Annotated in this window: 15 protein-coding genes; 12 read left to right on the forward strand and 3 right to left on the reverse strand. The window is 37.3% G+C overall.

Annotated elements, in window-relative coordinates:
- Positions 1–111 precede the first annotated feature (111 nt).
- The 10 genes from dapA (at position 112) to fsa (ending at position 10,834) form a co-directional block, all read left to right on the forward strand.
- The gene (dapA, locus tag CEQ83_RS09075; RefSeq protein ID WP_033578697.1) at positions 112–1,002 is read left to right on the forward strand and encodes a 4-hydroxy-tetrahydrodipicolinate synthase; all 891 of its coding nucleotides are present in this window, start codon (positions 112–114) and stop codon (positions 1,000–1,002) included.
- A gap of 34 nt (positions 1,003–1,036) precedes the next feature.
- Positions 1,037–2,203, forward strand: a complete 1,167-nt coding sequence (locus tag CEQ83_RS09080) for an iron-containing alcohol dehydrogenase (RefSeq protein WP_033578698.1) — start codon at positions 1,037–1,039, stop codon at positions 2,201–2,203.
- A 17-nt stretch (positions 2,204–2,220) separates the two neighbouring features.
- Entirely contained in the window at positions 2,221–3,534 is a 1,314-nt protein-coding gene (locus tag CEQ83_RS09085) for a four-carbon acid sugar kinase family protein (RefSeq protein ID WP_033578699.1), read from the forward strand.
- A gap of 44 nt (positions 3,535–3,578) precedes the next feature.
- A complete protein-coding gene (gene pdxA, locus CEQ83_RS09090; protein ID WP_033578700.1) occupies positions 3,579–4,592 on the forward strand; it encodes a 4-hydroxythreonine-4-phosphate dehydrogenase PdxA in 1,014 nt (337 codons plus the stop codon).
- A 324-nt stretch (positions 4,593–4,916) separates the two neighbouring features.
- Positions 4,917–6,341 carry a sodium:solute symporter family protein gene (locus CEQ83_RS09095; RefSeq protein WP_033578701.1) on the forward strand — a complete coding sequence of 475 codons (1,425 nt, stop codon included), beginning with the start codon at positions 4,917–4,919 and terminating at the stop codon, positions 6,339–6,341.
- 45 nt (positions 6,342–6,386) lie between these two features.
- Entirely contained in the window at positions 6,387–7,580 is a 1,194-nt protein-coding gene (locus tag CEQ83_RS09100; protein ID WP_033578702.1) for a sialidase family protein, read from the forward strand.
- 29 nt (positions 7,581–7,609) lie between these two features.
- Positions 7,610–8,356, forward strand: a complete 747-nt coding sequence (locus CEQ83_RS09105; RefSeq protein ID WP_033578703.1) for an SDR family NAD(P)-dependent oxidoreductase — start codon at positions 7,610–7,612, stop codon at positions 8,354–8,356.
- 80 nt (positions 8,357–8,436) lie between these two features.
- Positions 8,437–9,339: an AEC family transporter gene (locus CEQ83_RS09110; protein WP_049164078.1), complete on the forward strand. Its 903-nt coding sequence runs from the start codon at positions 8,437–8,439 to the stop codon at positions 9,337–9,339.
- 256 nt (positions 9,340–9,595) lie between these two features.
- Positions 9,596–10,105 (forward strand): hypothetical protein, encoded by a 510-nt coding sequence (locus CEQ83_RS09115; protein WP_033578705.1) that lies wholly within the window; start codon positions 9,596–9,598, stop codon positions 10,103–10,105.
- Between the two features lie 60 nt (positions 10,106–10,165).
- Positions 10,166–10,834 (forward strand): fructose-6-phosphate aldolase, encoded by a 669-nt coding sequence (fsa, locus tag CEQ83_RS09120; protein WP_154991449.1) that lies wholly within the window; start codon positions 10,166–10,168, stop codon positions 10,832–10,834.
- A gap of 63 nt (positions 10,835–10,897) precedes the next feature.
- Here fsa and CEQ83_RS09125 read toward each other — a convergent pair whose 3' ends face one another.
- A complete protein-coding gene (locus CEQ83_RS09125) occupies positions 10,898–11,791 on the reverse strand; it encodes a sigma-70 RNA polymerase sigma factor region 4 domain-containing protein (protein WP_098626740.1) in 894 nt (297 codons plus the stop codon).
- Between the two features lie 301 nt (positions 11,792–12,092).
- Between CEQ83_RS09125 and CEQ83_RS09130 the strand changes: the two genes are divergently transcribed.
- Together CEQ83_RS09130 and CEQ83_RS09135 are read left to right on the forward strand one after the other, a co-directional pair.
- Positions 12,093–12,617: a DinB family protein gene (locus tag CEQ83_RS09130; RefSeq protein WP_028413738.1), complete on the forward strand. Its 525-nt coding sequence runs from the start codon at positions 12,093–12,095 to the stop codon at positions 12,615–12,617.
- 189 nt (positions 12,618–12,806) lie between these two features.
- Entirely contained in the window at positions 12,807–13,862 is a 1,056-nt protein-coding gene (locus tag CEQ83_RS09135) for an aldose epimerase family protein (RefSeq protein WP_155017191.1), read from the forward strand.
- A gap of 62 nt (positions 13,863–13,924) precedes the next feature.
- Here the strand turns inward: CEQ83_RS09135 and CEQ83_RS27575 are convergent, their stop codons facing one another.
- Together CEQ83_RS27575 and CEQ83_RS09140 are read right to left on the reverse strand one after the other, a co-directional pair.
- Positions 13,925–14,050: a hypothetical protein gene (locus CEQ83_RS27575; protein ID WP_013056562.1), complete on the reverse strand. Its 126-nt coding sequence runs from the start codon at positions 14,048–14,050 to the stop codon at positions 13,925–13,927.
- Positions 14,051–14,115: 65 nt separating this feature from the next.
- Complete coding sequence (locus CEQ83_RS09140) at positions 14,116–14,538, reverse strand: CBS domain-containing protein (RefSeq protein WP_155017192.1); 423 nt, start codon at positions 14,536–14,538, stop codon at positions 14,116–14,118.
- Positions 14,539–14,589: the final 51 nt, after the last annotated feature.

The following is a 14,589-nucleotide window of genomic DNA, read 5'->3' on the forward strand; positions in this document are numbered from 1 at the left end:
TTATGTATATAATTCAAATTGTAAACGTTTTTAAAAAAGTGAATTGTACATAAATGTTGCAAAAATAAACAATTAACTAAATGCAAATAGATAGTGTAGGGAGGAAGGAATATGGAGTTAAAAGGAATTATTCCAGCGTTATTAACGCCTTTAACAAAAGAGCAGAAAATAAACGAACCGGTACTGCGTCAATTAACTAGTCATCTTATTGAATCAGGTGTCCATGGCATTTTTGCTTTAGGAACAAATGGTGAATTTCATCTCTTCACAAAAGAAGAGAAATTAAAAATTGCTCAAGTGATCATTGATGAGGTCAAAGGAAGAATCCCCGTAATTGTTGGTACGGGAGGGAACAGTACAGAAGAAGTTATTGAATTATCAAAGCAGATGGAAAACCTTGGAGCAAATGCTCTTTCTGTTATTACTCCTTACTTTGTTACACCAACTCAAGAAGAAGTGATCGTTCATTTTCAGCAAATAGCAGAAGAAACATCATTACCAGTTCTTTTATACAATATCCCTTCAAAAACGGGAATGAGCTTAGAGCCCGATACTGTCGCCAAGCTAGCGGACGTTCCTAATATAGTAGGAATTAAAGATAGCAGCGGCAGCTTCGAAAATATCAAAAACTATATTCATGTAACAAAAGACAAAGACTTTTCCGTGTTTGCGGGAACGGATTCTTTAATACTAAAGACCTTAGAAGCAGGAGGAGTAGGAGCAGTTGCTGCAACTGCAAATATGGTCCCTGATATTGTCGTATCTATTTACACCAGCTGGTTAAAGGGATTTAATAACGAAGCGGAAGAAGCTCAAAAAAAATTACAGCCTCTTCGAGACACATTCCAATACGGTACGCTTCCATCGGCTTTGAAAAAAGCTGTAGAACTATATGGAATTCCGGTAGGCCCTCCTAAACTGCCAGTCTCTGAACTATCAGGAGAGGGACTTGAAAAGGTAAAAGAAATGGTTGCGGGCTATAAAAAACAGAATGCACTTTAAAATAAACTAACTATAAGGGAAAGAGGTTAAAATGATGCAAAAGCTTTATCAATTTCAAACAGCAAATCATCTTATCGCAGGACCAAATTCAATTGAAAAAGTAGGAGAATACCTTTCTCTATTAGGTACAGAAGTCAAGTCAGCCTTAATTATTACTCAACCATCGATGAAAAGGTTAGGTTTTGTCGAGAAGCTTATTCATCAGTTATCTGACAAAGGCGTATCAGCCTATGTGAATATTGATGTTCTTCCAGAGCCAACGGTTGAAAACATTGAAGAAGTTTTTCAAGCCATTAGCAAAGAACAGTATGATGTATTAATTGGATTTGGTGGAGGAAGCGTGCTGGATGCAACAAAAATTCTTTCAGTCTTACAAACAAATAACCAATCTATCCGTGAACTATTAGGTACAGATTTAGTTAAAAACCCAGGTACACCAACTATCTTAATTCCAACTACTTCAGGAACAGGTTCGGAAGTAACGCCTAATGCGATTGTTACACTGCCCGATGAAGAATTGAAGATTGGAATCGTAAGTAAGTATTTACTGCCTAAATTAGTGGTACTCGATCCAGTTCTAACATTAAGTTTACCAAGACCTATCACAGCTGCAACCGGGATGGATGCATTTACTCACTCATTAGAATCATTTATTTCAAATAAATCAAATTTAATAAGCGATATGGTTGCATTAGAATCAATTCGTCTCATCTCGTCTAGTATTATAGAAGCTTATCAAAATGGGAATTCGGTCGAGGCGAGAGAAAAAATGCTTGTAGGTTCTATGTACGGCGGAATGGCTTTAACAAGTGCAGGTACTGCTGCGGTTCATGCATTAGCATATCCGCTAGGCGGAAAATTTAAAATTCCTCACGGTGTAGCTAATTCGATGCTTTTACCTCATGTGATGGAGTTTAACATGGATGCCATTGAAGATCGGTTGTTCCTCGTAGCTGAGCCTATGGGAATTAAAATAGAGGGTTTTTCAAAGACGGAAGTAGCTCAAAAAGTAGTAAATCGTATTGTAGAGTGGACAAACGTTTTAGAAATCCCACAAAATCTAAAAGAATATGGAGTAAAGGAAGAAGATGTTCCAGAGCTAGCTCTTTCCGCTTCAAAAGTAACGCGATTATTAAATAATAATCCTAAAGAAGTAAGTTTGAAAGATATGGAAGGAATTTACCGTAAATTACTTGTTTAAAAAGGTGATGACATTCTATGAAAATATCCGTTATTTCTGATGATTTAACAGGCGCAAGTGATTGCGGAGGACAATTAGTTCGTTATGGGTTAGATGTTTCTGTTGTTTTAACCAATGACAATAGTAATTTAAGTAAAAAAGAAGCTTTTATATTTAATACGGATAGCCGCGCTGTTTCAGGGAAAGAGGCTTACGAAAGAGTTAAAAACGTTTGTGAAAGAATTCAAGGTGAAACATTTGATGTTATTTACAAAAAAATTGACTCCACAATGAGAGGCAATATCGGACAAGAAATTAATGCTGTGTACGACGTATTTCAACCTGATTTTGTTTTTATCGCTCCAGCCTTTCCAAACGCCGGAAGACAAGTGATTAACGGCGTACATTTTCTGAATCAAAAACGTTTAGATGAAACTGAAGTAGCGAACGATCCTAAAACTCCCGTAAAGGATTCTTTAATTGCCCGACTGGTTAAAAACCAAGCGCAAAAGGAAGTGGGCCATCTTTCGTACAAAGATCTTCATGCAGGATATGAATTTATCTTCAAAAAGCTTAAAGCATACAAAAATCAAAACATTTCATACATCACAGTAGATTCAATTCATGAATCAGATCTTAAATGTCTCGTTGAAACGATAAAAAAGACGGAATTTTCTGTTGTATGGTCCGGTTCAAGCGGGTTAATTAACTATTTACCTCAAGCTTATGGACTACAGCCATCCACAAAGAAAGTCAGTTTTCTAAGAAATGATCAACCTGTGCTATTTGTTATTGGAAGCGTAAGTAAAGTTGGAAGAAATCAGCTGAACCAACTATTACTATACTCTGACACCATTAGTGTAGAAATGAACCCATCAAAAATCATTTTAGACGGTGTTTCCAGACAAAAAGAAATAGATCAGGTAATAGAGAGGGCTTTAACATTTCTGAAAACAGGAAAAAGTATTGCTTTATTCTCTTCAGAAGAAGTAAAAGAAACACAAGAGATTGGTAAAAAACAAGGCTATAGCGCTATTGAAATAAGTGACTATATTTCAATGGCCATGGGAGAAGTAGCTGTAGATCTAATTAATCAATGTACTATTACTAATCTTTTTCTTACAGGAGGAGACACGGCTCAACAAGTGTTAAGTCAATTACAGGTTCATAGACTTCATTTGGTTGACGAAGTGGAGCCTGGTATACCGCTTGGCAAGTTAGATTATAAAAGAGAGATTTTTGCTGTAACGAAAGCAGGAAGTTTTGGTACAGATGTAGCTATGCTTAAAGCTAAGTCGAAGCTGCAGGGGAAAAAAGATGTTTGGGAACCCTCTGTAAGATTAAGCAAATAATTAAACAGTGCAATAAAAATGGAAGTGAATTTTAAAGGAGGAATATGATGAAACCTGTTATCGGAATTACAATGGGCGATGCAGCTGGAGTAGGTCCAGAAGTTATTGTAAAAGCACTAGCAGATCCATCGGTTTATGAAGCTTGTCGTCCTATTGTTGTAGGAGACGCTAAGATAGTAGAAAGAGCGATCAAAATGACACGAACCTCGTTAACTGTCCATCGCGTTAACGAGGTAAATCAAGGAGAATTTACTCATGGGGTAATTGATTGTCTTCATTTGGACTTAGTGCCGGAAGATCTTCCAGTTGGAGAAATCTCATCATTAGCTGGGAGCGCAGCGTTTAAATTTATTAAAAAAGCGATTGAATTAGCAAAACAGCAAGAGATACAGGCCATTTGTACGGCACCTTTAAATAAAGAAGCGTTACATAAAGGCGGCTACACTTACCCTGGCCATACTGAAATTTTGGCAGAGCTTACGAATACAAAGGATTATTCCATGATGTTATCTTCACCAAAGCTAAAAGTCATCCACCTTACTACTCATGTAGGATTAAAAAAAGCAATAGATGCTATTACACCGGAACGAACATACACCGTTATCAAACTTGCTCATGAAACATTAAGTCGCGCAGGGTATAAAAACCCGCGAATTGCCGTTTGCGGAATTAATCCTCACGCTGGAGAGAACGGTTTATTTGGAGAAGGAGAAGAGGAAGAAAAACTAATTCCTGGTATTCAAATTGCAGCTTCTGAAGGGATAAATGTTACAGGTCCATACCCTGCGGATACGCTATTTTTCCGTGCAGTTCGCGGAGATTTCGATATTGTCATCGCTTGTTATCACGATCAGGGACATGTGCCTATTAAAGTCCTAGGGTTAGAAGAGGGTGTCAACATCACAGTTGGTTTAAACGGCGGCGTTATTCGCACTTCTGTCGATCACGGTACAGCATTTGATATCGCAGGAAAAGGAATTGCTGATGAAAGAAGTATGTTAGCTGCTCTTCAATCAGCTGCTGAGCTATCACCTAAAAAGGTTTTAAATAAGTTTTAAAAGTGGCGTTGTTATCAATTTTTTATAAAATGTCTTCGGAGGAATTTGAACATCTTTTACTATGAGTATAGTAGTAATAATATGAATTGTAATCAAAGAACTCCGAAGACAGTGAGTTATATTTGGTAATGTTTTATTACTTCTTCACAGAACACAAATGAAAGCGCTTAATAAATGTCCGCATAAAAACGTTTGACTACTGACCAATGAATCTTTTTAGAACAGAAAAAATGGTAGAAGCATTGAGAAAAATAAATCCTAAAATATTGAAAGTTTTATCGACATATATCAAAATTCTGTTGTTATTATAGGAGGAAATCTATAATGAAAGCATTAAATCCTTCAAGCCTGGTTTTTGTTTTAGCAGTAATTGTTGTATATATTCTATTTACAACATGGTTAACAATGAGATTAAGAAGTAAATCCAGCGCGGAATTTAATAACGCAGCCAAAACATTGCCTGCGCTTGTAGTTGGAATCTTATTAATGTCAGAGTTTATCGGCACGAAATCAACAGTAGGGACTGCTGAATCATCATTTACTGGTGGTATCGCGGCTTCTTGGTCACTTATTACGGTAACAATTGCTTTTTTCCTCTTTTCATTCTTTTTGGTTAATAAATTTTATGGGACTGGGAAATATACTATTTCCGGTATAATTGAGCAGAAATTTGGAAGATCTACAAAAACGGTTGTATCAATTATTATGATAGCGGCTCTTTTACTTGTGAATCTAGGAAACTACTTGAGTGGTTCTGCGGCCATTGCTTCTTTGTTAGGTTTACCATTAATGACATGTGCTATTATTACAGCCATTGTCAGTACATTTTATTTTACATTTGGGGGAATGAAAGGGGTTGCTTGGGTAACCATTCTTCACTCATTCGTGAAATATGCGGGTGTCTTGATCACAGTAGGAGTGGCATTGTACCTTTGCGGTGGGTTCAAGCCTATCGTGCACGAACTGCCAAAAAGCTACTTTACATGGGATGGAACGATTGGTGGAGGGACTATTTTTGCATGGCTTATCGGGAATATGGGAGCTATTTTCTCTACACAATTTATTATTCAAGCCATTACGTCGTCAAAAAGTGCAAAAGCAGCTAAAAAATCAAGTTTATATGCAGCACTATTATGCTTGCCGCTTGCATTGGCAATCGGAGTGATTGGGGTATGTGCACGATATTTGTATCCAAATATCGATCCTATCTACGCGTTTCCAGTATTCTTAGAACATATGAATCCAGTATTAACAGCAATTGTAGCAACTTCCTTAGTAGCATCCATTTTCGTTGGGGTTTCAACCGTGGCTTTAGCTACAACAACATTAATTGTTGACGATTTTTATGTTCCAAAAGCTAAACCATCTCCAGAACAACAGATGAAGATGACTCGAATTATTTCTGTAGTTGTTGGTATCATTCCTTTACTTGGTGTGGTTTTAGCCCCAGAACTATTAACTTTATCTTTTTTCACTCGTGCATTGAGAACATCTATTGCTGTGGTAGCTGCAATGGGATTTTATCTTCCATTTTTCAGTTCAAACCGAGGTGCAACTATCGGCTTAGCAATGTCCGGTATTTTCACAACTGTATGGTATTTGCTAGGAAACCCTTTTGGTATTGACAATATGTATGTCGCTGTCATTACACCATTTATTGTGATGGTAATTGACCGATTTATCGGTGGAAAAGATAAAAAGTCTGAAAATACTGAATCCAATACTGTAGAATATATAGATGCAAAGTAGAAAATAGCTTAGTTTACGTTAATACGTTAAAAGGAGAGATATGTAATGAGTAATCAATCAACGACTATTGTAGCAGATGGAAAATTAAAAATGTGTCCAGACGGATTGGAACATGTAGAGGCATATATTCCCTCTGATTGTATACAAAATCATGCTTCTAATTTACTTGTGTTAGACAACGGTGACCTGTTATGCACTTGGTTTGGCGGCACACAAGAGGGAATAGCCGACATTCACATTTATCTATCAAGACTTAAAAAAGGCCAAAAAGAATGGAGTAAAGCTGTAAAACTTTCAGATGATCCCGCTCGTTCTGAGCAAAACCCCATTTTATTTCGTGCTCCAGACAATAAATTATGGTTATTGTACACGGCACAAAAATCCGGTAATCAAGACACAGCGATTGTAAGATATCGTATTTCGGAAGATGAAGGCTATTCGTGGGGACCTATTGAGACTTTATTTGATCAGCCAGGTACTTTTATTCGACAGCCTATTGTTGTATTAGATAACGGTGATTGGCTTTTACCTGTTTTCTATTGCATTACGCCTCCGGGACAAAAGTGGACAGGAAATAAAGATATAAGCGCGGTGAAAATCTCAAAAGATCAAGGTGAGTCTTGGGAAGAGTATGAAGTGCCTAATAGCTTAGGGTGTGTTCATATGAATATTGAAAAATTAGATGATGGTACGCTTTTAGCATTATTCCGCAGCCGCTGGGCTGATCATATTTATAGCAGCCGTTCAACTGATTACGGGAAAACGTGGAGCGAGCCCATTCCAACGCAGTTACCTAATAACAATTCTTCTATTCAATTCACAAAATTAAATAACGGGCATTTAGCGCTAGTTTTTAACAATATGAACGCCGATAATTGTACGGAGCGCAGGCTGTCGCTTTATGATGAAATTGAAGATGAAGAGGGTACGGATATTCTGTCTGCTAATCAAGATACGCCTGAAAAAGATGATGAAGGCAGACAAGCATTTTGGGGAGCACCTAGAGCACCGATGACAGTTGCGATTTCAGAAGATGGAGGTAGAACATGGCCATATAAAAAGGATATTGAAATAGGGGATGGCTATGCAATGACCAATAATTCAAAAGAAAAATTAAATAGAGAATACTCATATCCTTCTATTAAACAAAGCGCTGATGGAAAAATTCATATCGCTTTTACGTATTTTAGACAAGCTATTAAATATGTATGTGTGTCAGAAGAATTCATAAAGTCTTAATAGCTTCATATACTTCGGAGGGATAAAGTATGCTGTTGGAAAACAAGATTGCGATTATTACAGGAGCTAGTAGAGGTATTGGAAAGGCTATCGCTTTAACTTTAGCTAAAAATGGTGCCTCATTAGTTATACACGGTACGAATCAGACTTTATTAAATGAATTAGCTTTACAGGTTGAGGACTTAGGTAGAGAATGTATTGTAAAAGCTGGGGACGTAGCAGATCCAAATGTTGCAACCGAGGTTGTAAGAGCTGCTGTAGAGCGTTTTGGAAAAATTGATATTTTAATAAATAATGCGGGTATCAATATGCGCAGCTCAACATTAGAAATGACTTTGGATGATTGGAAAAAGGTATTAGATGTTAATTTGAATGGAACTTTATATTTCTGTAAAGCCGTCTTACCTTATATGATAGAGCGAAACTATGGGAAAATTGTCAATGTAAGTTCTACAACAGCCAAAACAGCGCATAGAAATGCAGCGCCATCTTACGGAGCTTCAAAAGCTGCAGTTAACTACCTTACGATGCATTTAGCTTTAGAAATGGCGCATCATAATATTTTTGTAAATGCTGTATGTCCAGGTCCTGTAGAAACGGACATGAGCAATCAATGGACAGATGAATACAGGAAAGAAGTAACAAAGCGAATTCCGTTAAATAAGTTAGGAACTCCTCAAAATGTTGGGGAAAGTGTTTTGTTTTTAGCTTCAAGTATGTCTGATTTTATAACGGGTGAATCTATTAATGTGAATGGCGGAACGTACATGAATTAGGGAATGAAAAGCCTAGAGAGTTGACTATCTAGGCTTTTCAATTGTTTCTCTAAAGAATAGAATATAAACAGGTGATTAAAATGGAATTTTTAACAATCCTATTACCTATTTTCGGCATATTTACACTAGGTTTTATTGGGCAAAAGAAAATAGGGTTCGATACAAAAACGATATCCACCATGGCGCTTTATTTAATGTCTCCGATATTAGTTTTTAGAACGTTTTATACGACAAAATTTCAGGTGGATTATTTATATCTTGCTTTTTATACGTTTGCCCTTTGTTTTACTTTAATTATAGTTGTATATATTGTGGCGTTTATTCAGAAGTATTCCACTCGAGAGACATGCGGAATGATATTAGCCTCTTCTTTTATGAACAATGGGAATTACGGTACTCCTGTGGTTTTACTAATCTTTGGAGTTTCAGGGCTTGACTGTGCAATCATTTTAATGGTTATTCAACAGCTGGCAATGTGTACAATTGGAGTCTACTACGCCGCAAAAGGAAGTGCAGAAGGAAATGGTATACGTTCAGCTATTCGTGCTGTTCAACGCATGCCTGCTATATATAGCGCCTTTTTGGGAGCTTTTTTTCAATTTTCCAATATTCATTTAGGGAAATCAGTCCTCGAAGCGGTAGATTTAGTTGCGAATGCAGCAATTCCTACGGTTATGATTGTACTCGGAATGCAGCTGGCAAAAATATCAGTTAAAAATTTAGCCAAAAGCAAAGTTTCTTTATCGCTTATAATTAAACTGATCATTTCTCCTGCCGTTGCTTATTTACTTACTTTGTTTCTTCCAGTTGATGACATGGTTAAACAGATTATGATTATTACGGCCGCTATGCCAACAGCAGCAAACACAACCATGTATGCGCTGCAATTTGATACTGAGCCAGAATTTGTTTCAAGTGCAACGCTTATTAGTACATCGTTGAGTTTAGCTACTTTACCCCTAATTTTTACAATTGTATTGTGAAAATCTTTTATGACTACGTAATTTTTATGTTATATGACCTTTTTTGACTACTTTTTACGATTTTATGACTTTTTTTGAATGAATTTGATTGTTTTTGATGATTTTTCGAATAATCTGATATATAATGAAAGCGTAAACAGTAAAACATGTCGGTTGGTTAAGAAAAACATCCACAAAAACTGGATTCGTTATTACATAAAATCAGACCTCTGTTTTTTTATAAAAATAAATAGAACTTGAGAAAAGGAGAATGAGAATGGACATATTGGATGCAAAAGTAGTGAATACAAAGTACGGTTTAGAAACATATCTGGATGTACCAGAAAGCGTAGAAATAAAAGAAATTCATATGCCGAGTTCAGAGAACCAATCTCATAAAATTAAATTTGGAATCAAGTATTTTCTTTTAAGAGAAGGAAAGTATTACGATAGCCAAAAAGGTTATTTTTGGCTTTGTATGAATCACGATTTTAGCAGCCTTATGCTGAGTGAAACGGAAACAGAAAGTTTGTTTGCAGTTAAAAGTGAAGAAGAAAGAGAAGCAACAAAAACGCTGTTAGCAGAATGGTTTATCCAAACAAATGCGTACAAAGAAGTCATCAACGAATGTATCCATCAGATTAAAACGGAGAATATTCGTACAGAGGAAGACATCGAAGACCGCGTGGACGCTATACAATTTTTAGAAAAACTAAAGGTATTAACTGCAAAAGAGATTGAAAACGCTTCTATAGAAAATCTATATGCCCTGCAGCAAATTGGCTAGGCGATAGTTCACGCAAGTTGAGATGCAGATTGATGTACAACAATAAGGAGGAATAGTGAGATGAAATTTTTTATTGATACAGCAAACCTTGAGGATATTAAGAAAGCATATAAAGTTGGTGTTCTAGCAGGTGTAACAACCAATCCATCTTTAGTAGCAAAAGAAGGCGTAAGATTTGAAGACCGCATCGAAGAAATTCTTCAAATGGTACCGGAGGTTGAATCCGTTTCCGCTGAGGTAACGCCTGACGCACTTTCTGCTGAAGACATGATCGCTCAAGCTGAGGAACTGATTAAAATTAACGACGGAGATAAAAATATTACGATTAAGCTGCCTATGACATTGGCTGGCTTGGAAGCGACGCGCTACCTTGCAAAAAAAGGCATAAAAACAAATGTAACCCTAATCTTTACAGTAAACCAAGCGCTTTTAGCAGCTCGTGCTGGAGCGACGTATGTTTCTCCATTTTTAGGACGTCTTGACGATATTTCAGAAGACGGAGTACAGCTAGTATCTAAAATTGCGGAGTTATTCCGCGTTCAAAACATCGACTCTCAAATTATCGCCGCATCTGTAAGACACCCGGATCATGTAACGCGCGTAGCACTTGCAGGGGCTCATATTGCCACAATTCCATACGCTGTTATTGAGCAATTAGCAAAACACCCGTTAACTGACCAAGGAATGGAAAAATTTGCAGCAGATTGGGAAAAAGCAGTTAAAGCTTAACCAAAAGTCATATCAATAAAAAAAGCTTGGGGTAAGCATAGCTTATTCCAAGCTTTTTATCGTTTAACTAGCTAGTTTCTTTTTGCGTAAACGCTCTAAGCGTCGCTGCACGCTATTTCTCGAACGCCCGAGCAGCTGCCCAATTTCTCGCTGATTGCGCTTTTCCTGATAAAACATACGCCACAACTTGGCATCTTCTTCTGCTGTCCACTTTTTATGCTCGTATTTAGGGCGCTTTACATAGTCTAGCCTTCTTTGTTCATTCACCCACGCTGGTTCTGGAATAAGTGTATTTTTAGGTATTTTAAAAAAGTTAAGGCACGATTTATTTTGTTCAGCCCACTTCCAAAAAGATTGAATGTCAATTCCCATGAATGTTCTTGTCTTGGCGATGATCATTTTATACGGTAGATTCTCTTTATGAATCCACTTGTAAATTGTATGAACATCTACTTCGAGGCAGGCTGCTAGCTCACACGCTGTGATATGTCCTACGTGCGATTTAGCTCCATACACCTCTAAACGACTTAACCTCGATTCTAGTGCCTGCACACTTCGCTGCAATTTCGCTGATATGCGCGAAAGGGGTTTTGTTCCGTAATACCTTAGCAAATATTCGTCTTCTTGTACGGTCCATCTTCGCATCGCAGTTTTTCGAGTTAAACCCAAAACTTTTATGCGCGTAGCAATAGAAGAAGGACTTCTGTCTAAGGAGTCTGCCATTTCACGGTTGTTCATGATATCAATGTTCTGCTGTAAAAAAGCATCTTGTTTTGGCGTCCACTTTTTACGTAAAGCTGTATCTGAAGCTCGAAGATTTAATCGAGTAAGCCGTTTATTAACCGATTCCTTGCTTCTATGTAAATGCTCACCCATCTTTTGAAGCGTCATAACGCCATAGTGTTGGATAAGAAATTTATCTTCTTCTTTTGTCCATCGCTTTTGATTTTTACTCACTGTTGTCTCACTCCAATTCAAACGAAAAGCTCAAGATGAAAAAGTTGCTAGCAATCTATTTTACGAATGAGCAGTACCCATTCAGACTGATACTCACTGCGTTCTAGCCTGTATATATTTTATCATATTTCTAGAGAAAAACCAAACGTGTGTTCTGTTTTTGTTTTAGTAAGCATTAAAGTAAGTAGAAGATTAGCTCCTTCCTTTAATAAAAGTCAATTGTGGTAAAATTGACTAGAATCGCAAGAATTTTTACATAACTGACAGCTCAGCATCATTACGTTGAGAAAGGGGAATGAGCATGAATTTTAATTTAAAAGAAGCGACCGAAATACTTGAGCGTACGCCTAAGACGCTTGAAAAACTTTTGTCGGGTCTATCTGCAGGGTGGCTGCAATGTAATGAAGGAGAAGGAACTTGGAGTACCTCGGAAGTAATAGAACATTTAATAGAAGCAGAAAAAAACAATTGGATACCAAGGCTAAAATTCATCCTTCAAGAAGGAAAAGGAGGAGCTTTCCCTCCATTTGATCGCTATGCTCATTTACACAAGGAATCTACTAGTTCTATTGAAGAAAAGCTTCTTGAATTCAACATGATAAGAATGCAGAATTTACAACAACTAAAGCTGTTAATTAAGCCTGAAAAGCATCTTGAAGTGAGAGGAGAACACCCGGAGTTTGGGGAAGTAAAAGTCAGAGAGTTGCTCTCGACTTGGGTTGCTCACGATTTAACGCATATTGCCCAAATTGTTCGAGTAATGGCAGAACGATACAGAGAAGATGTAGGACCTTGGGAAGAATACTTAGGAATACTAAAGAAATAGCAATGACAAACAGTAGCCAGCCTTTATCATTCAAGCTTGAATTACGAAATGTACACGATTACAATAAAATGAGAATAATGAAGATTCAGGAAGGATTGCAGAGGGAACTATAAGAACATATCCCATGTGTATAACATGTAGGGTCCGTTAAGCAATTTACGAATAAAAAGAGGATTGGACTGATTAAAAATGAAAGTGAATTTTGAGAAATTTGGCGAACTAAACAATCAAGCTGTACATGCTTATACCTTATTAAATGATGAAGGGCTTAAAATCACCTGCCTTGACTATGGATGTGTGATATCAAATATTGAAATGCCGGATTCTGAAGGGAAGATTGAAAGTGTTGTCTTGGGATTTGATTCAATAGAAGAATACCAAAAGTATTCTCCTTATTTCGGAGCTGTGGTCGGACGCGTAGCAGGACGTATAGGGAGAGCGGAGTTTCAGCTTAATGATGAAACCTATCGTCTAGAGAAAAATGAAGGAAATAACCATTTGCATGGCGGTTCAGAAGGGTTTAGCCACAAAATATGGCATGCAAAAACAATCGAGGCAAGTGATCACGTAGGTGTTGAATTTACATATGTAAGTAAAGATGGAGAAGAAGGGTACCCTGGCAATCTTGAAGTGAAAGTTACGTATACGTTGACTAATAAAAATGAGTTTCATATCTCTTACGAAGGAACAACAGATCAAGACACTCTTATCAATTTAACAAACCATACGTATTTCAATTTAAGCGGAAATCTAAAGGAAACGGTCTTAGATCATGTTTTAAAGCTGAAAAGTAACGAATTCTTAGAGCTGAATGATGATCTTTTACCTACTGGAGAAACGATAAGTGTCACAGATACCCCATTTGATTTTAGAGAAGGACATAGCCTCAAGGAAGGAGTGGAATCTACACATCCGCAAAATGTATTAGTTGGTAAAGGATACGATCATCCATTTCTTTTAGAAGCAGAAACTGAAAACCAGATGTCATTATTTGATCCAGCAAGCGGTCGCAAAATAGAAGTCAAAACGGATCAGCCTTCAGTTGTTCTCTATACGGGAAATCATCTAGACGAAGAATTCGAAATTAGAGGAGTTCACTCAGAGAAATATCTCGGTGTTTGCTTGGAAACACAAGGTTTACCAGACGCTATTCATCATAAGCATTTTCCTTCTTGTGTATTAAAGCCTGGTGAGAAGTATGAAGCATCTACTCACTATACATTTATAACTGATCGCAGCCTATAACAAAACGGGATGATAAAAAGGATTGCAACCGAACCTCTGCCGATTGTAATCCTTTTTTATTCTTACTTTTTCTTTTGGCTTTTTGCACGATTAGCGTCAAGCTCAGCCGCATATTCTTCTTGAGACTTTCCTTGCTTTTGACTCTCAGACTGAATCTTTTTAAATTTGTTATCGTTTAAATTTGGCATATTAGCACCTCCTTGCAGACAGGGTTATTTTGTACAAGCATTAAGGATTTATATGCTAAAAAATTTCAATGAACTTGATTAGAAATCTCGCTTAATGCTGCACCGGCTTCATCAACATATACGTTCACTGTCGCAAGGTCGCCGATTGCACAGATTCCAACCATATTATTATTCTCCACTACAATAATGCGGCGAATTTGATGATCTGCCATCATACGTGCACATTCATGAATATCCGTATCCGGAGAACACGTAACTACATCTTTAGTCATACAATCATGGCAATGCACAGTGTTGCAATCTTTTCCATCCGCCACGCAATTTAACGCGATATCACGGTCTGTGATCATTCCCATTACTCGATTTTCTTGACACACCGGCACAGAGCCACAATTAATATCACGCATTAATTTTGCAGCTGCTGTTACTGGGTCGTGCGGTGCACAAGCTTTCACATCTTGAGTCATAACTTCACGTACTGTGGTCATTTTTAATTCCTCCCTTTAAACATTCACCTCCGTATTTTCTCCATGCACATG

The sequence above is a fragment of the Priestia megaterium genome, assembly GCF_009497655.1.
Lineage (GTDB): Bacteria > Bacillota > Bacilli > Bacillales > Bacillaceae_H > Priestia > Priestia zanthoxyli.

Coding starts and splice junctions, on each gene's coding strand:
- dapA (WP_033578697.1), top strand. CDS start 112: ATGGAGTTAAAAGGAATTATTCCAGCGTTATTAACGCCTTTAACAAAA.
- CEQ83_RS09080 (WP_033578698.1), top strand. CDS start 1,037: ATGCAAAAGCTTTATCAATTTCAAACAGCAAATCATCTTATCGCAGGA.
- CEQ83_RS09085 (WP_033578699.1), top strand. CDS start 2,221: ATGAAAATATCCGTTATTTCTGATGATTTAACAGGCGCAAGTGATTGC.
- pdxA (WP_033578700.1), top strand. CDS start 3,579: ATGATGAAACCTGTTATCGGAATTACAATGGGCGATGCAGCTGGAGTA.
- CEQ83_RS09095 (WP_033578701.1), top strand. CDS start 4,917: ATGAAAGCATTAAATCCTTCAAGCCTGGTTTTTGTTTTAGCAGTAATT.
- CEQ83_RS09100 (WP_033578702.1), top strand. CDS start 6,387: ATGAGTAATCAATCAACGACTATTGTAGCAGATGGAAAATTAAAAATG.
- CEQ83_RS09105 (WP_033578703.1), top strand. CDS start 7,610: ATGCTGTTGGAAAACAAGATTGCGATTATTACAGGAGCTAGTAGAGGT.
- CEQ83_RS09110 (WP_049164078.1), top strand. CDS start 8,437: ATGGAATTTTTAACAATCCTATTACCTATTTTCGGCATATTTACACTA.
- CEQ83_RS09115 (WP_033578705.1), top strand. CDS start 9,596: ATGGACATATTGGATGCAAAAGTAGTGAATACAAAGTACGGTTTAGAA.
- fsa (WP_154991449.1), top strand. CDS start 10,166: ATGAAATTTTTTATTGATACAGCAAACCTTGAGGATATTAAGAAAGCA.
- CEQ83_RS09130 (WP_028413738.1), top strand. CDS start 12,093: ATGAATTTTAATTTAAAAGAAGCGACCGAAATACTTGAGCGTACGCCT.
- CEQ83_RS09135 (WP_155017191.1), top strand. CDS start 12,807: ATGAAAGTGAATTTTGAGAAATTTGGCGAACTAAACAATCAAGCTGTA.
- CEQ83_RS27575 (WP_013056562.1), bottom strand. CDS start 14,050: ATGCCAAATTTAAACGATAACAAATTTAAAAAGATTCAGTCTGAGAGT.
- CEQ83_RS09140 (WP_155017192.1), bottom strand. CDS start 14,538: ATGACCACAGTACGTGAAGTTATGACTCAAGATGTGAAAGCTTGTGCA.